At 73.8% G+C, this 16465-nt stretch carries 16 protein-coding genes and 1 pseudogene; 2 read left to right on the top strand and 15 right to left on the bottom strand.

What is annotated here, in order from left to right; all coding sequences use genetic code 11:
• Nucleotides 1-32 precede the first annotated feature (32 nt).
• Nucleotides 33-1259, bottom strand: a complete 1227-nt coding sequence (locus tag ACYVAP_RS13025; protein ID WP_498860960.1) for an endonuclease/exonuclease/phosphatase family protein — start codon at nucleotides 1257-1259, stop codon at nucleotides 33-35.
• Between the two features lie 140 nt (nucleotides 1260-1399).
• Between ACYVAP_RS13025 and ACYVAP_RS13030 the strand changes: the two genes are divergently transcribed.
• Nucleotides 1400-2293, top strand: coding sequence for an NAD(P)-dependent oxidoreductase (locus ACYVAP_RS13030; protein ID WP_498860961.1), 894 nt, complete (start codon nucleotides 1400-1402; stop codon nucleotides 2291-2293).
• A 26-nt stretch (nucleotides 2294-2319) separates the two neighbouring features.
• On the opposite strand, the gene ACYVAP_RS13035 is transcribed toward ACYVAP_RS13030, so the two are convergent.
• The 12 genes and pseudogenes from ACYVAP_RS13035 to ACYVAP_RS13090 form a co-directional block, all read right to left on the bottom strand.
• The gene (locus tag ACYVAP_RS13035) at nucleotides 2320-3192 is read right to left on the bottom strand and encodes a siderophore-interacting protein (RefSeq protein ID WP_498860962.1); all 873 of its coding nucleotides are present in this window, start codon (nucleotides 3190-3192) and stop codon (nucleotides 2320-2322) included.
• On the bottom strand, nucleotides 3189-4037 hold the full coding sequence (locus ACYVAP_RS13040) for an ABC transporter ATP-binding protein (RefSeq protein WP_498860963.1): 849 nt from the start codon (nucleotides 4035-4037) through the stop codon (nucleotides 3189-3191). Before ACYVAP_RS13040 ends, ACYVAP_RS13035 begins: the two co-directional genes overlap by 4 nt.
• Complete coding sequence (locus ACYVAP_RS13045; RefSeq protein WP_498861387.1) at nucleotides 4030-4191, bottom strand: iron chelate uptake ABC transporter family permease subunit; 162 nt, start codon at nucleotides 4189-4191, stop codon at nucleotides 4030-4032. The genes ACYVAP_RS13040 and ACYVAP_RS13045 overlap by 8 nt, the downstream gene beginning before the upstream one ends.
• A 107-nt stretch (nucleotides 4192-4298) precedes the next feature.
• A pseudogene (locus ACYVAP_RS13050) lies at nucleotides 4299-5114 on the bottom strand (FecCD family ABC transporter permease); the annotation flags it as partial.
• Nucleotides 5111-6175, bottom strand: coding sequence for an ABC transporter permease (locus ACYVAP_RS13055; protein WP_498860964.1), 1065 nt, complete (start codon nucleotides 6173-6175; stop codon nucleotides 5111-5113). The gene ACYVAP_RS13055 and the pseudogene ACYVAP_RS13050, both read right to left, overlap by 4 nt.
• Complete coding sequence (locus ACYVAP_RS13060) at nucleotides 6172-7116, bottom strand: ABC transporter substrate-binding protein (RefSeq protein ID WP_498860965.1); 945 nt, start codon at nucleotides 7114-7116, stop codon at nucleotides 6172-6174. Before ACYVAP_RS13060 ends, ACYVAP_RS13055 begins: the two co-directional genes overlap by 4 nt.
• Before the next feature lie 109 nt (nucleotides 7117-7225).
• A complete protein-coding gene (locus ACYVAP_RS13065; RefSeq protein WP_498860966.1) occupies nucleotides 7226-7768 on the bottom strand; it encodes a P-loop nucleotide/nucleoside kinase family protein in 543 nt (180 codons plus the stop codon).
• Nucleotides 7765-9444, bottom strand: a complete 1680-nt coding sequence (locus ACYVAP_RS13070) for an FAD-binding dehydrogenase (protein ID WP_498860967.1) — start codon at nucleotides 9442-9444, stop codon at nucleotides 7765-7767. The genes ACYVAP_RS13065 and ACYVAP_RS13070 overlap by 4 nt, the downstream gene beginning before the upstream one ends.
• Entirely contained in the window at nucleotides 9441-9767 is a 327-nt protein-coding gene (locus ACYVAP_RS13075; protein ID WP_462589812.1) for a hypothetical protein, read from the bottom strand. The genes ACYVAP_RS13070 and ACYVAP_RS13075 overlap by 4 nt, the downstream gene beginning before the upstream one ends.
• Nucleotides 9768-9792: 25 nt before the next feature.
• Complete coding sequence (locus ACYVAP_RS13080) at nucleotides 9793-11160, bottom strand: TFIIB-type zinc ribbon-containing protein (protein ID WP_498860968.1); 1368 nt, start codon at nucleotides 11158-11160, stop codon at nucleotides 9793-9795.
• Between the two features lie 26 nt (nucleotides 11161-11186).
• Nucleotides 11187-12389 (bottom strand): SPFH domain-containing protein, encoded by a 1203-nt coding sequence (locus ACYVAP_RS13085; protein ID WP_498860969.1) that lies wholly within the window; start codon nucleotides 12387-12389, stop codon nucleotides 11187-11189.
• Between the two features lie 107 nt (nucleotides 12390-12496).
• Nucleotides 12497-13057 carry a helix-turn-helix domain-containing protein gene (locus tag ACYVAP_RS13090; RefSeq protein ID WP_498860970.1) on the bottom strand — a complete coding sequence of 187 codons (561 nt, stop codon included), beginning with the start codon at nucleotides 13055-13057 and terminating at the stop codon, nucleotides 12497-12499.
• Nucleotides 13058-13144: 87 nt separating this feature from the next.
• Between ACYVAP_RS13090 and ACYVAP_RS13095 the strand changes: the two genes are divergently transcribed.
• Complete coding sequence (locus ACYVAP_RS13095) at nucleotides 13145-13504, top strand: hypothetical protein (protein ID WP_498860971.1); 360 nt, start codon at nucleotides 13145-13147, stop codon at nucleotides 13502-13504.
• On the opposite strand, the gene ACYVAP_RS13100 is transcribed toward ACYVAP_RS13095, so the two are convergent.
• Together ACYVAP_RS13100 and ACYVAP_RS13105 are read right to left on the bottom strand one after the other, a co-directional pair.
• A complete protein-coding gene (locus ACYVAP_RS13100; RefSeq protein WP_498860972.1) occupies nucleotides 13494-15368 on the bottom strand; it encodes an ABC transporter ATP-binding protein in 1875 nt (624 codons plus the stop codon). The two genes, ACYVAP_RS13095 and ACYVAP_RS13100, sit on opposite strands and share 11 nt — an antisense overlap.
• A 170-nt stretch (nucleotides 15369-15538) precedes the next feature.
• Nucleotides 15539-16465, bottom strand: a complete 927-nt coding sequence (locus ACYVAP_RS13105; RefSeq protein ID WP_498860973.1) for a bile acid:sodium symporter family protein — start codon at nucleotides 16463-16465, stop codon at nucleotides 15539-15541.

Below are 16465 nucleotides of genomic sequence, written 5' to 3' on the forward strand. Positions count from 1 at the left end.
AGCGCCCGCTCCCCCGCGGCCGGGCAGCCGGCTCAGCGGCCGGTGATCCGGAGGTCCACCCGCACGAGGCGGTGGTCGGAGGTCGGGAAGGGATGCTCGCCGGTGAGCTCGCTGCCGGCCTCGCCCCTCTTCGGCCAGAAGACGCGGGCGTCAGTGACCTTGAGGTTCTTGGAGGGGAGCACGTAGTCCACGCGGAGGTTCCCGGGGCGCGGGTTCTCGGCGAAGTCCGCGGTGTCGTACCTCGGGTCCGTCCCGTGCTCGAGGTTCACGCCGCCCTGCTCCGTCGCGGCCTCGACCGCGCCGGTGCTCGTGGGGCGGGGGTCCTGGATCCGCGGGTGCTTGAGCAGCTGGTCGATCGCGCCGGGCCAGGAGTCGCCGTCGAGCGGATCGGAGTTGTGGTCGCCGAGGATCACGAAGGAGGCGCTCGTGTCGAGGCCCCCGGCGTCCCCGGCGTCGTCGACGATCCAGCGGGAGACCTTCCCGGCGCGCAGGTAGTCCGCCCACAGCCGGATCTCGTCGTTGTTGCGCCGCCGGTTGCGCTTCTCCGGCCCGTCGAAGCTGGGCGGGGTGGGGTGGGCGCACAGCACGTGGAGCGTCGAGGTGCCGATCTGCACGGGCACGTCCCAGTGGGACTTCGAGCTGAGCCGCAGCTGCGCGGAGATCTCCTCGCCGTAGAACTCGGTGGGGAGGAGGTTGCTGGGCATGTCCTTCCACAGCAGGTTCTGGAAGGTGCGCACCTGCTCGGTGAGGACCGGGAAGCGCGAGAGCAGCAGCATCCCGTACTGGCCGGGGAACTCACCGAAACCCCAGGCGTCGTTCGCGCCGCCCACGGTGCCGTCGCGGTCGAGGTCGAGACCGCTCGGCACACCGGTGTTCACCGGTGCGGAGTACACGTACGGGTAGTGCACGGGGGTGCAGCCGTTCTGGCTGACCTCGAGGTAGTTGCTGCGGAAGAGGTCCGCGCCGCGACCCTCCTCGTCGAAGTCGAACTCGTTGACGAGCAGCACGTCGGGGTTGTTCATCTGGATGACCTGGGCGACGGCCCGGATCTGCGCGTCGTTCCCGAACTCGAGGTCCTTCACGAGCTGCCCCGCGGAGGCACGGTTCAGCGAGGCGTTGTACGTCGCGATCCGCACCCCCTCGCCGCGACGCCCGAGGGCCGGCTGGGCGGCACGGGCCGCGGTGCCCGCGACGGGCACCCCCAGCCCGGCGGCGGCTGCGGCGGCGAGAGCTCCACGACGGGTGATCTTCGAGGTCATGGTCTCCATCATGCACGGCTCCCGGTGCGGCTCGCCAGCCGGGCCGGGCGTCGTGGGTGAACACTCCGAGAATGTCCGGTGCGCCTCCCGAGCGCCGGACCGGCCGCCGCCGGGAACGGTCACGGTGCGAGACTGACGGCATGAGGATCGCCTTCCTAGGAACCGGACGGATGGGCACCGAGCTGGCCCGTCACCTGCTGACCGAGCACGAGCTGACGGTGTGGAACCGCACCGCCGACCGCACCGCCCCGCTCGCGGAGGCGGGAGCACGGGTGGCGCCGACGGCGGCGGAGGCCGTCGACGGCGCCGAGCTGATCGTCACCTCGCTCTTCGGACCCGACGCGGTGCGCGAGACGGTGCTCGCGCCCGGGCTGGTCCCCGCGGGCGTCCCGTGGGTGGACACGACGACCGTCTCCCCCGCCGACGCCGACGACTTCGCGGCCGCGGTCCCCACCTACGTCGCCGTGCCCGTGGTGGGCACGCTCGGCCCGGCCCGTGCCGGTGCGCTCGGCGTCTACGTGGGCACGCCGGACGACGCGCTGCGCAAGCAGGTGCTCGGTCTGGTGGCGCCGTGGGCGGATCCGGAGCGGCTGCGGGACGTGGACTCCGCCCGGGCCGCGGCGACCGGGAAGCTGCTCGCGAACCTCGCCCTCGCGGTGAGCGCGCAGGGCCTGCGGGAGGCGCTCGCCCTGGGCGCGGCCGCCGGCGTGAGCGACGAGGAGACCCTCGACATGCTCGGCTCGACCGGCCTCGCCTTCATCGCCGGCATGAAGGGCTCTTTCGTGCGCGGCGAGCGCGGCACGGAGGGCGGTGACTTCACGGCCGATGCGATCGCGAAGGACGCCCGGCTCATGATCGACACGGTCGCCTCCGCGTCCGATGGGGCCACCGATGCCGACGGCTCCCGCCCCGGCGCGGACCTCCCCGCCCTGCGCGGGGCCCTCGCCTCGCTCGACGCGGAGATCGCCGCAGGCCACGGCGACCACGACTTCTCGACCGTGCTGCTGCCGGGGGCACGCCCCACCGGCGGCTGACCGCACGCGCCCGATCCGGCGCGTGCTCAGAGGGTGAGCGGGCCGCCGAGGGTCCAGTAGCTGCGGAAGGCGACCTGCTCCTTGGGCAGTCCGAGCTCCGCGGCGAGATGGCGCCGGATGCGCGCGGCCGCACCGGATTCCGCCGCGACCCATGCGTACAGCGCCTCCACCGGCGCGGGCGAGCACCGGACGCCCCAGGCGCGCACCCCCGCCTCGAGCGCCGCCCCCGCAGGCCCGCGGGGGCCGAGCACCTCGAGCGCGATCCCGGGCGGGAGCACGGGGAGCAGGGCGTCGGCCGGATCGGCGAGCTCGAGCAGCACGTCACCGCCCGTCCCCTCGGGGAGCGCGGCGAGGATGTTGCGGATCGCGGGCAGGGAGGACTCGTCACCTACGAGCAGCACCTGCGCCGGGTCGCGCGGCGGGGCGTAGTGGATCCCGTACCCGGTGCGGCCGGCGCGCACGTCGGGCCCGGTGAGGACGAGGCCGTCGCCCACCGCGCAGGTCGTCGCCCAGGTCGAGGCGGGGCCGGCGGGCTCGTGGACGAAGACGTCGACGTCGATCTCCTCCGCCTCGGGACGGATGCCCGAGGGGGTGTAGGTGCGCAGCACGTTGCGCTCGGCGACGGGGAGGGCCTTCCAGCGCGTGTACCACTCGCGCGGGTGCGGGGTGGGCTCGTCGAGCAGGCCGAACTCCGGCGTGGAGCCGTCGGCCATCGGCAGGACGAGCTTGATGCCCTGGTCCAGCCCCCACGGGGCGAAGCGGGCGAGGGCGGGGCCGCCCAGGGTGATCCGCACGAAGCCGGGGCTCACCTGCTCCCGTCGGCGCACCTGCACCGGGAAGGCGCTGTACTCCCAGGGCCGCGCGTCCGCGGCGGCCGTCGGGGCGGACGGTGAGCTCACCGCTTCCCCGCCTCGCGGGCCGGGAGCGGCGTGCCGCGCGGGACCACGAGCGGCCCGCCGGTGATCGGGTCCTCGATGACGACGTTGGGCAGGTCGTAGATCTCCTCGACCAGGGTGCTCGTGACGACCTCGGCGGGGGTGCCGGAGGCGACCACCCGGCCCTCGCGCATGGCGATGATGTGGTCCGCGTAGCGGGCGGCGTGGTGGAGGTCGTGGAGGACCGCGACGATCGTGCGGCCCTCGCGGTGGAGCCGCGCGAGCAGCTCCATGAGCTCGATCTGGTGGGCGATGTCGAGGAAGGTCGTGGGCTCGTCGAGCAGCAGCAGGTCCGTCTGCTGGGCGAGGACCATGGCGACCCACACCCGCTGGCGCTGCCCGCCGGAGAGCTCGTCGACCCGGCGGGCGGCGAGCTCCTCGGTGCCCGTCGCCTCGAGGGCCTCCTGCACGGCGGCCTCGTCGGCCTCGGACCACTGCCGCAGCAGGCCCTGGTGGGGGAAGCGGCCGCGGGCGACGAGGTCCGCGACCGTGATGCCGTCCGGGGCGAGGGCCGACTGCGGGAGCAGCCCGAGGCGCCGGGCGACCTCCTTCGCGGGGAGGCTCGTGATGGAGCGGCCGTCGAGGACGACCTGCCCCTTCTCCGGGGTGAGCAGGCGGGAGAGGCCGCGCAGCAGGGTGGACTTCCCGCACGCGTTGGGGCCGATGATCACGGTGAAGGAGGCGTCGGGGATCGTCACCGAGAGCTCGGGGACGATCGTGCGGCCGTCGTAGCCGAGGGCGATCGACTCGGCGTGCAGTCGGGAGGCGGGACGGTCCGGGCGGTCGGGGCGGGCGCTGGGCTCAGGCACGGCGGCGGATCTCCTGGATCAGGGTGGCGACGAGGTACAGGCCTCCGACGGAGACCGTGACGACGCCGACGGGCAGGGTGACGGGGAGGACGTGCTGGGCGACGAGGTCGGAGCCGAGCAGGAGCACGGCGCCGACGAGCCCGGCGAGGCCCAGGGAGAGATGCGGGGTCGCGGCGAGGCGACGGGCGACCTGCGGCGCGCGAGGGCGATGAAGGCGACGGGCCCGATCACCGCGGTCGCGATCGAGACGAGCAGGACCGCTACGAGCAGCGCGAGGGTGCGCAAGAGGCCGGGGCGGGCCCCGGTCGCGGTGGCCATGTCGTCACCGAGGTCGATCTGCCGCAGCCGCGGGGAGAGGACGGTGAGCACCACGAGCAGCGGCGCGGCGCACGCGAGGGCGCCCGCGAGCGGCGGGCCGGTGACCCCGTTGAGCGAGCCGGTGCCCCAGGCGGAGGCGAACATCGCCGTCTCGAGCTCGACCTCGAGCAGCATCCACGTGTTGGCGGAGGCGAGGATCGCGGCGACGCCGATCCCGATGACGATGAGGCGGAAGCCCTGGACGCCGTCGCGGCGGGCGAGCGCCCAGATCACGAGGGCGGTGAGCAGGCCGCCCGCGACCGCGCCCGCCGTCATGAGCGGCCATGACGCCTGCACCAGGACGACGCTCAGCAGCATCCCCGTGAACGCCCCGTTGGACAGCCCGAGCACGTCCGGGCTCGCGAGCGGGTTGCGGGTGACGGTCTGGACGAGGGCGCCGGCGACGGCGAGGAGGCCGCCGAGGGTGACGGCGGCGAGCATCCGCGCCATCCGCCACTCGATGACGACGGTGCGGTCGAGCGCCTCGCCGCCGCCCAGGAGCACCCGCACCACGGCGCCCGGGGAGAGCGGGTAGGTGCCGAGGCCGAGCGCCGCGACGGCGAGGACCACCAGCAGGGCGAGCAGGACCGCCCCCGTGACGAGGGAGCGGATGCGCAGGGTCGCGGACCGCCCGGCGAGGCGCAGCACCAGACGGCGGTGGCCGACGTCGAGCGGTACGCGACGGGCGGGGCGGGCGGGGCGGGTGATCGCGGTCGTCACAGCGTGCTCGCCCTCCTCCGCCGGGCGAGGGCGATGAGCACCGGGGCGCCGACGAACGCGGTCACGATCCCCACCGGGATCTCCGCGGGGGCGATGAGCACCCGGCCCAGCACGTCGGAGAGCAGCACGACGACCGGGGCGAGCAGCACGGAGATCGCGATGACGGTCCGCTGGTCGACGCCGAGGAGCCACCGGGCCACGTGCGGGACCATGAGGCCGACGAAGCCGATCGGGCCGGCGAGCGCGGTCGCCGCGCCGGCGAGGACCGTCACGGCGGCGATCACGCCGAGGCGGATGCCGCGCACGCGCGCGCCCTGGGCGCGGGCCACGTCGTCGCCGAGCGCGAGCGCGTTCAGCCCCGGGGCAAGCAGCAGCGCCCCCAGCACGCCGAGCACGAGGAACGGCAGCACCGGGCCGATCACGTCGAAGCCGCGGCCGAGCAGGGAGCCCGCGTTCCAAGAGCGCATGTGGTCGAAGGCGTCGGGGTCGCTCAGCGTCAGGCCGGTGGTGACGCCCGAGAACACGGCGCCGAGCGCCACCCCGGCGAGGTTGAGGCGGATCGGGTCCGCGGCGCCCCTCCCGGAGGAGCCGATGAGGTACACCGCGACGGTCACGACGAGCGCGCCGAGGAAGGCTAGCCAGAGCAGGGCGGAGATGTCCCGCAGGCCCAGCAGCGCGACGCCCAGGGCGACCGCGAAGGCCGCCCCGGCGTTGACGCCGAGGATCCCGGGATCGGCGAGCGGGTTGCGGGTGAAGGCCTGGATCAGCGCGCCCGCCGCGCCGAGGGCGGCGCCGACGGCCAGCCCCGCGACGGTGCGCGGGATCCGCAGCTCGGCGACGACGTAGCGCGCCTCGGCGTCGCCGCCGCCCCGCAGCACGTCGAGCACAACGGGCAGCGGCAGGGAGTTCGAGCCGATCATCAGCGAGAGCGCGACGGCGAGCAGGAGCGCCGCGCCGAGGCCCGCGAGGCCCAGCGCGGCGCGGCGGCGCCGGTGGCGGAGGACCGTCGACGACGCCGCGGGCGCCGCCGACTCCGGCGCCGACGGGGGTGCGGTCCTCACAGCTGCGCGGAGAGGATCTTCTCGATGTCGGAGAGGACGAGGTCCCCGCCCTTGGGCCCCACGCCGGAGACCCAGTAGCTCGTGTCCACGAGCGTCACCGAGGGGAACGCCTCGGCGTTCCGGGTGATCGCGGACGGGATCGTGGACTCGTCCTCGACGTCGGCGGTGGTCACGAGGACGTGGTCCGCGGTCGCGTCGAGGATGTTCTCCGGGGAGAGGTCCGCCTGCAGGCCGTCGACCCACTCGCGGTCGGGGATGGTCAGGCCCACGCACTCGAGGGCGCTGCCGGCGAAGGAGGTGGGGCCGTAGAGGCTGAGCGTGGTCTCGTCGCGGGGGCGGATGAGGTTCGCGGTGGTCCCCTCGTCGAGGTCGAGCTCCCCCTTGATCTCCTCGCAGCGCCGGTCGTAGCCGTCCAGCAGCGCCTGCGCCTGCTCCTCCTGACCGAGGGCCTCGCCGACGAGCAGGGCGTTCTCCTGCCAAGGGTCCGCCTGGGACGCCATGTAGACGGTCGGCGCGATGGCGTCGAGCTGGTCGTAGAGCTTCGAGTGGCGCGACTCGGTGCCGAGGATGAGGTCGGGCTTGAGCGCGGCGATCGCCTCGAGGTCCGGCTCGGGGACGGTGCCGACGGGCTCGACGCCGTCGACGCCGAGGTAGGCGGGGATGCCGGCGACGTTGCTCGCGACGGCGGCGCCGACGGGGGTCACGCCGAGGGCGACGGCGGTGTCGAGCTCGACCGGCTCGAGCACGACGACGCGCTGCGGATCCGCGGGGACCTCGCTCGTGCCGCGCGCGTGCTCGACGCTGCGGGTGCCGGCGCCGCTGCCGGTGCCGGCGGCGTCCGCGGCATCGTCGGCCGCGCCGCCGCAGCCGGCGAGCAGGAGGGCGGTGGTGAGGGCGGCCGCGCAGAGCGGGAGGGCGCGCCGGGAGAGGGGGACGGGCATGGGAGGGGAGCCTCTCGGGGAAGGGCCGCCCGCAGTTCATGTCGGGGCGACGATATGGTGAGGCTACCCTAAGTTCGCCGCTCGCGACGCAGGCGGTCCGCCTGCGTGGTCACCGGGCCGCGCGGTCTCCGAGCCCCACGGCGGCGAGCAGCGCGCGGGCCGTCTCGCGCGGGGAGCCGACCTGCTCCACGGACACGTCCTCCACGGCGGCGGCGTCGAGGATCGCGGTGAGCTCGTCGAAGCGGTCACGGTGCCAGGCGAGGCCCTCGGGGTCCAGGGCGTGGCGCTCGCGGAGCCGCTCCCGCACCAGCTCCCGCGGCGTGCGGATCCGCACCACGGTGAGCGGGAGGCCCATGGCCTGCTCGTAGGCGTCGCGGGCGGAGCGCTCCTCGATGACCTCGGCCGCGACGAGCACCTGCGCCCCGGCCTCGAGGTGGATCGCGGAGAGCGCCGTGAGGGCGCGCAGGGTGAGCGCCGCGTGGAAGCGGTCGCCGGGCGGGGCGGGCCAGGCACGGCGCAGGGCGTCGACGTCGAGGACCGCCCCGGGGATCCCGCGCTCCTCGAGCACGTCGCCCACTGCGTCGGCCGTGGTCGTCTTGCCGACGCCCACCGCGCCGGTGATCAGCAGCGCGCGCCCGGGGGCCGCGCTCATCGGAGGTCCGCGACGATCCCGCGGCCGGCCTCCCGGCCGGAGAACAGGCAGCCGCCGAGGAAGGTCCCCTCGAGGGCGCTGTGGCCGTGCATGCCACCGCCGCCGAAGCCGCTCGCCTCCCCCGCCGCGTACAGCCCGGGCAGGGCGCCGGTGCCGTCCGCCCGCTGCACGCGCCCACCGAGGTCCGTCTCGAGCCCGCCGAGGGTCTTGCGCAGCAGCACGTGCAGGCGCACCGCGATGAGCCCGCCCGCCGCCGGGTCCAGCAGGCGGTGCGGGGCGGCGGTGCGGATCAGCCGGTCCCCGAGGTAGCGACGGGCGCCGCGCAGCGCAGTGATCTGCGCGTCCTTGCCGAAGGCGTTGACGACCTCGGCGTCACGCGCGCGGATCGTCCGCTCGAGCGCGGCGGCGTCCACGAGCTCATCCCCCACGAGCGCGTTCATCGCGGCGGTGAGCTCGGGGACGCTCCCCGCCTGCAGGAAGTCCTCGCCGTGGTCGAGGAAGGCCTGCACGGGCCCGGGCGCCCCGGGGCGCACCCGGGCGAGGACCTGCCGCCAGTCGCGGCCCGTGAGATCGGGGTTCTGCTCGCTGCCGGAGAGCGCGAACTCCTTCGCGATGATCGCGGGCGTGAGCACGAACCACGAGTGGTCGTGGCCGGTGGTGCGCAGGTGGCGCAGCGTCGACATGGTGTCGAAGCCGGGGAAGGCCGGGGCGGGCAGGCGCCGCCCGCGGGCGTCCACCCAGAGCGAGGAGGGGCCGGGGAGGATGCGGATGCCGTGGCCGCGCCACACCGGGTCCCAGTTCCGCACACCCTCGGTGTAGTGCCACATGCGCCGCTCATGGATCCAGCTGCCGCCCGCGGCGTGGGCGGCGATCATGCCGCTGCCGTCCACGCTCTCCGGCACCCCGTGGACGATGTCGCGCGGCATGGTGCCGAGCTCCTCGGGCCAGCGCTCCCGCACGAGCTCCGCGTTGCCGCCGATCCCGCCCGTCGCCACGAGCACGGCGGGCGCGCGGAGCTCGAACTCCCCCACGACCTCGCGGCTCGATCCGCTGCCGCGCGGGGCGGGGTCCTCGGCGAGCACGTCTCCGCGCACGCCGACGGCGCGACCGCCCTCGACGAGCACCTCGGTGACCGCGCGCCGGGTGAGCAGCCGCACCTGCCCGCTCGCACGGAGCTCGGCGAGGCGGCGGGCGAAGGGCTCGACGACGCCGGGGCCGGTGCCCCAGGTGACGTGGAAGCGGGGCACCGAGTTCCCGTGCCCCTCGGCGCGGCCGTCGCCGCGCTCCGCCCAGCCCACGACAGGGAAGCTGCGATGCCCCAGGGCGTGCAGCCAGGAGCGCTTCTCCCCCGCCGCGAACTGCAGGTAGGCCTCCGCCCAGCGGCGGGGCCAGTGGTCCTCGGGGGTGTCGAAGGCGGCGGTGCCGAGCCAGTCCTGCCGGGCGAGGTCGAGGCTGTCGCGGATGCCGAGGCGGCGCTGCTCGGGGGTGTCGATCATGAACAGCCCGCCGAAACTCCACCAGGCCTGCCCGCCGAGGTCCTGCTCGCCCTCCCGCTCGAGCAGCAGCACGCTCCGCCCGCCCCGGGCGATCTCGCACGCCGCGACGAGGCCGGCGAGCCCGGCGCCGACGACGATCGCGTCCGCCTCGCCCGCGCCGGCCCCGCGCACGGAGGTCATCGCACCTGGATCCGCTGCACCCGCACGAGGTGGTCGTCCTCGTTCGAGCCGTTCATCCGGCGCGAGCGCTGGCGGTTGTTCGAGCCCACGCGGCGATCGGCGCTCCTGAGGTTGCCGACGGAGACCTCCGTCTTGCGCTCGAACTCGTGGCGCTTGTCGGTGTTGCGGTAGAAGCGGTAGATCCCGAGGTACACCGCGATGAAGACGGCGGGCCCCGCGAGGAAGGGGAAGAGGATCCCGGCGGCGCCGTCCCCGGAGGAGTTCCCGGCCAGCAGTGTGGTGACGCCGGGATCGCCGGTGAGGGCGAGCAGCAGGTCGTTCATGGGGTCCGGTCCTTCCGGTGCGGGCTCAGCTGAGGAACCATGCCAGGCCGATCGCCCCGCCGATCACGGCGGCGAGCGTCCCGAGGACGCACGAGAGCGCGAAGATCAGCGGGTGGGAGACGGGCACGGAACCCATCGTGTTGCCGTTGCGGCCGTTGACGGCGATGTAGTGGATCAGGGAGCCGTCGCCCTTGGCGCTGTCCGCGTAGCTGTACAGCCACACCGGCACGTACACGGACACCCAGCGGGTGCCGCGCACGGCGACGCCCTCCTGCTCCCAGCGCACCCCGCGGTCGAAGTTCGCGACGGTGGGCTGCACCTTGGAGCGGGCGATCGCGAGGAAGTCCTCCTCGACGTCCTGGTCGAGGTCGCGGACGTTGAGGTCACGGCGCTCGGAGGTGAAGCCGGTGAGGTAGCTCGAGTTGTAGACGACGGCGTTCGCCGTGTCGTACGGCTGGACAGCATTCAGGACGTTGTTCGTGGCCTGGGAGGCGTCCTCCGCCTGGAAGCGGCGGGCGGACTCGACGGCGAGGTCGTTGACGAGCAGGTCGAAGCCGCGCTGGACCTGGTAGACGTCCGCGTCGTAGTACTGCTCGGTGACGTAGTTGTCGCCCACCTTGCGGCGCACCGTGTACGAGCGGGTCGTGACCTCGCCCGTGCCGCGCAGCTCGGCGTGCATGTTGCCGTCCACCACCATGTAGGGGATGTAGACGCCCATGACGTTGTCCGGCACGAACTCGCGCTTGAAGCGGGGGCTCGCGAAGGTGCGGCGCTTGTCGACGAAGGCGGAGATCCGCTCGACGGCCTCCTCCCGGGTGAGGAGGAAGGGCAGCACCGCGTCGGGCACGGCCCCGCCGGGGATCTGGCTGTTGACGGAGAGGGTCTGCCGGCACCAGTGGCAGCGGGACTGCATCTGCTCGGCGATGTTGATGACGACCTCGGCGCCGCAGCCCTGGCACTTCAGGGTGACGGTGGTGAGGTCCTCACGGACGTCGGCCGTGCCGGAGGCGAGGGTGTGGCCCTGCAGCTCCGCGATCGAGGAGTCCAGACCGAACTTCTGCTCCGCGACCTCCTCGTTCCAGCGGTGGCGGCAGTACGAGCACTCCAGCGCGCGGGCGGGGATCGAGTAGCGGATCTCCGCGCTGCCGCAGCGCGGGCACTTGTGCAGGCCGTCGCCCACGGAGGAGCTCGTGTCGACGACGCGGTCGCCGCCTGCCGGCGGTCCCGTCGGGATCTGCGGGTCGGCGGGCTGCTGCGGAGGGGCGGCCTGCTGCGGGGGAGCAGGCGGCCGCTCCCCCTGCGGCGGGGTGGGCTGCCGCTGCGGGGCGGGCGGGCCGCCGGGCCCCTGGGTGGGGCCCGGCGGCTGCTGCCACGGCGGCTGCTGCGGGGGCACGGACATGACGGTTCAGCGGCCTCCGGTCACAGACCCAGGGCGTTCTTCTTCGCCGCCTCGTAATCGGCCTCGGAGATGAGCCCCTGGTCGAGCATCTGCTTGTACTGGGCGAGCTTCGCGACCGGGTCGTCACCGCTGCCCTGGGCGGGCGCCTGCTGCTGGGGAGCCGCCTGCTGCTGAGGCTGCTGCTGCGGGACGCCGGTCTGCTGGACGGGGTTCACGAGGCCGCCCGCGGCGCCCGCGCCGGCGCCGAACATGGCCAGGCCCGCGCCGCCGCCGTTCTCCCCCGCGGCCTGCACGCCGCGCGCGACGGACTGGTTGAGGTAGGACTGCGAGCGGGCGCCAGAGAGCGCATCGGCCTTCTGCACCTCGGTGAGCAGCTCGCGGGTGCGCTGGTCGTACTCGATGGAGACGATCGCGGTCTTCACGATCGCGAGGCCGCGATCGGTGGACCAGCGGTAGTTCTCCTCGACGGCGGCGGAGAGCGACTGCGCGAAGCCCACGGAGTCGCCCTGGATCTTCGTGATCCGGTTGCCCTTGTCGGGATCGTTCGTGTACTTCGAGAAGGCGGCGGCGAGCGAGCCGACGACCTCCTGGAAGAGCTGGCCGCCCGCGGGGTTGTCCACGTCGCCGAAGTCGAAGACCGGGGCGTTCGCGGAGAGGTACGTCGCGGGCAGGAAGTTGTGCACGAACAGCAGCGGGTCCACGATCCGCAGCGTGTACGAGCCGCGGGTCACGGCGCCCACCTGGGCGTTGAGGTACGCGTCGTCCCAGTAGATCTCCGACTGCGTGCCGAAGCGGTTGTCCGGGATCTCCTTGAGGTTCACGTAGAACGCGAGCTGCTGGGAGGTGGGGCGGCCGCCGAACTTGAACCGCTCCCAGGACATGCCGATCGTCGAGGCGAGGAAGCCCTCCCCCGCGAACACGGACTGGGCGTCCGGTGAGGAGTCGGAGAACTCGTAGCCGCCGGCCTCGGTGATGAGCGCCGTCGCGCGGCCGTCGATCACGGTGATCAGGCCGTAGCCCTGCGGGACCACGATCTTCGAGCCGTTGGTGATGACGTTCTCGCTGCCGCGGGTGTTCGAGCCGCGCCCCGCGTTCGTCCCCCGCGGCACCGCGGCGAACAGCGCCGCCGTCGGCGGGAGGCCGTCGGGGACCGTCAGGAAGTCCTTCCACTGGTCCGCGAGCATGCCGCCGAGAGCGCCCTTGAATGCCTGGATGAAGCCCATGGTGTCTCCTTCGATATCCCCCGTCATGTGACGCGCACCATCGTAGCGGCGGGCGCTGGACATCAGCAGGACAGCAGCTGGGCCCGAGCTCCCGGCGGGCCCGGGGTTCAGTCCTGAGTGCTCGCGGCAGACGGCGGCTCGGGGGGCTCGGGCAGCAGCACGGTCGCGAGGCTCACCCGGTGCTTCCCCTCGCCGCCGTCCTCGAGGTACGGGGCGAGGAGCGCGGCGAAACGCTCCTGGATCGCGGCGAGGTCGTCGGCGTCGACGTGGATCGGCCCGCGGCCGAAGCCCCAGAGGTCGCGCATGGCGGGGGCGTCGGCCGCGAGGGCGCGGTCCGCGTCGGCCGCGAGGTCGGCGAGGAAGACGCGCAGGGCGGAGGCGAGCTGGGCGGTGCTCATGGCCCGCAGGCCCTCCTGGTCCACGTGCGCGAGGGCGTCGCCGAGGGCGAGGGTGCGCTCGGTCGCGCCGCGCACGCGCCGCTCCTCGACCACGGTGACGACGCCCGCGTCGAGGAGCGCGCTGACGTGGCGGTACAGGGTCGCCTGGGTGACGTCGGGCAGCGCCTCGCGCAGCTGGGCGGTGGTGCGCGTGCGGCCGCCGAGCTGCTGGACGATCCGCGAGCGCACGGGGTGCAGGACGAGGTCGAGGGCGGAGGGATCCGCGGGCATGCCTTCCCCAATCATTCTCATACTGATAACGTTCTCGTTATGAGACCAGTCTATCGGGACGGGTCACGAGAAGGAGCGGTGAGGACGATGACGCACACCAGGCTCGAGAGCACCCAGCTCACCATCGAGTTCCCCGGATGGGAGGCGATGATGACCGGCCGGTCGCGGATGGCGGTGCCGCTCACCGCGGTGCGCGGCGTCCGCGCCGAGGAGGGGTGGACCCACGAGGTGCTCGGGATCCGCAGCGGGCTCGTGGTCTCCGGGTTCCGCAAGCTCGGCACCTTCCGCCACCCGGACGGCACCCGCCGGCTCGTCGCCATGCGCCGCGGCATGCCGCTGCTGCGCCTCGCCGTGGACCGGGACGTGACCGGCGTGGACGAGATCCTCGTGAGCACCCCCGAGGCCGCCCGCCTCGCCGGGATGCTCGCCGCGCCCGTCAGCCGGTGATGCCGAACTTCGCCAGGCGCTTGGTCTGCCCCGAGTCCTGCAGCGCGAGCAGCTGTGCGTAGATGCCGCCCGAGGCCGCGAGCTCCGCCGGGGTGCCGATCTCGTCGATCCGGCCGTCCTCGAGCGTGATGATGCGGTCCACCGCGGCGATCGTCGAGAGGCGGTGCGCGATGATCAGCGAGGTGCGCCCCTCCATCAGCTCGTCCAGGCCCCGCTGGACCTGCCGCTCGGCCTTCGTGTCGAGCGCCGAGGTCGCCTCGTCGAGCACGAGCACCGGCGCGTCCTTGAGGATCGCGCGGGCCACGGCGATGCGCTGGCGCTGACCGCCTGAGAGCTTGAGCCCCCGCTCGCCGATCAGCTGCTCGTAGCCGCCGGGGAAGCGGCGGATGAAGGCGTCCGCGTTCGCGCGGCGCGCGGCGTCGGCCACCTCCTCCTGGCTCGCCCCGGGGCGGCCGTAGGCGATGTTCTCCGCGATCGTGCCGGAGAACAGCGAGGCGTCCTGGAAGACGACGCCGATCCGCGAGCGCAGGGCGTCCAGCGGCAGCTGCTCCGTGTCCAGGCCGCCCACCTCGACCCGGCCCTCGCGCGGCTCGTACAGCCCCAGCAGGAGGTTGACGATCGTGGACTTGCCGCCGCCGGACTCCCCCACGAGCGCGACCTTCTCCCCGCGGTCCACCGCGAAGTCGATCCCGTGCAGCACGTCCTCGCCGTCCTCGTAGGCGAAGTCGACGCCGCGGAAGGCGATGACAGGGGCGCCGGGCACCGACTCGAGGGTGCCGACGGCCGCGGAGCCGGGAGCGCGCCGCGGCTCCTCTGCCCCGGTCCCGTCGGAGCCGTCGGAGCCGTCGGCGTCCGCCTGGGCGGCGAGCATCGCCGCGGTGCGGGCGTCGACCGGGGTCGCCATGACGCGGAAGTAGTCCTTCGAGCCGGCGATCGCGCGCTGCGAGGCGTCGATGACCCAGCTCATCGACTCGACCGGCTGGCGGGCCATACTCATGAGCTGGATCAGCAGCACCATCTCGCCGAGCGTGAAGTGGCCCTGCACGGTGCGGGTGAAGATGATCGCGTACACCGCGAAGAAGATGATGTTGAGGACCGCGCGGCGCAGCACGTCCATCGAGTGCCAGTGCGTCGACTGGGCGCGGGTGGTGGCGTCCGTGGAGCGGAAGCGGCGCGAGAAGTCGCCGAGCTCGCCGCGCTCGCGCACGAAGGACTTCACGACCCGGATCTGGCCGATCACCTCGGCGAAGCGACCCGAGGCGATGTCGATCTCGGTGTTCTTATCCCCCTCGAGCCTCTGCCACTTCACCGAGGTGAGCGAGGTGAGCCAGACGTAGATCGGGAACACGATGATCAGCAGCACCGCGAGCGGCCAGAAGTAGAAGGCGCTGATGCCGAGCACGGCGGCGGTCGTGATGAGCATGGTCGCGAAGGAGTTCGACATCGTCTTCGCGAACTGCGAGATCTCCGCGATCGAGCGGTTCAGGCGGGCGACGATCGTGCCCGTCAGCTCCGTGTCGAACCAGCGCTGCGGCAGGTGCAGCAGCTTGTCGTAGTAGCGCACCGAGAGGATCGTGCGCAGGCGGTTCGCCATGACGTCGCCGAACCAGCCGCCGACGTTGGAGACGACGGTCGTGGCGAGCTCGACGGCGAGCAGCGCCCCGGCGAGCCAGAGCACGGTGCGCACGGCGTCACCGGTGGCGAGGTCGCCGCCGACGGCGCCCGCGACGGTGTCCGTGGCGCGGCCGATGATGAAGGGGACGGCGAGGTTCGCGACGGCGGTGAGCACCGAGGCCGCGATGATCGTCAGGTAGAGGGGGGTGAGGGAGCGCGTGAACCGCACGATGCGGAGGAGGGACGACACGCGCCCAGGCTAGGCGCTGGGGCCGACCCGCGACGCGGCCGGGCCCTCCCGTTCACCGAGCGCGGAACGGTCCCGCTCCGCTCGGCCGGGGGCCGACGGGCAGGCACCCGCACCGGCGAGGCACACGGGCCGCGGACCGGCGACGCGAGGTGCGGCGCGGGCGGTCCCGATCAGTCGGAGCGGGGGCCGACGATCCCGAGGATCACGCCGACGGTGATCCTCTCCCCGTCGCGGCGGCGCCGCACTGCCCCGGTGACCAGGGCGTAGGGCACGAGCAGGACGAAGCCCACGGCGCTCAGCACGAGGATCGCGACGACCACCGACGGGTCGATGCCGTCCCCGCGGGCGACGAGCAGGGCGGCGGCGATGTTGCGCTGGCTCGAGAGGATCGCGGGGCCATCGGGCACGGTGAGCGTGGGGCCGGCGAGGTCCCCCGCGGCGCGGCCGGCGACGAAGGCCATGGCCACGAGACCCGCGGCGACGAGCAGCGCGGGCGAGAGCATGAGCTCGATGACGACGCCCGAGTTCGCGCCGAAGCCCGAGAGGAACATGAGCACCGCGGAGACCGCCGCCGCGGCGCCGGCCACGCGGGCCATCCGGTCCGCGCGCCGCGGGAACACGGCGGCGAGCACGATCCCCGCGATCATCGGCGAGAGCATCGTGCCGAGCAGCAGCCGTGCGACCGCCCAGCCGTCGACCTCGACGTCCTGCAGGAGGAAGGGCACGACGATCGGCATGAAGACGATCGACCCGAGCAGCAGCACCGTCATCGGCCCCGCGGTCTCGCCGTAGGGGATGCGGGCCATCGCGCCGAGCTGGAGCACGAAGGGGGCGCCGGCGGCGCACAGGGCGATGACGAACCCCTCCCCCGTCTGCGCCGGCAGGATCCCGCTCAGCAGCCACAGCACGAGCGTGCCCACGGCGGGGACGACGACGAAGTTCGCGCCGAGCACCGCGAGCACGGTGCGTCGGTCCCGGAGCTGGGCGCCGAAGGAGCGCAGCGGTGTGCGCAGCCCCATCGACAGCATCGAGGCGATCGCGAAGACGGGAACGCTGACATGGATCAGCCCCACCAGGATGTCCTCGATCGCACGCAC

Source organism: Brachybacterium horti (genome assembly GCF_054777615.1).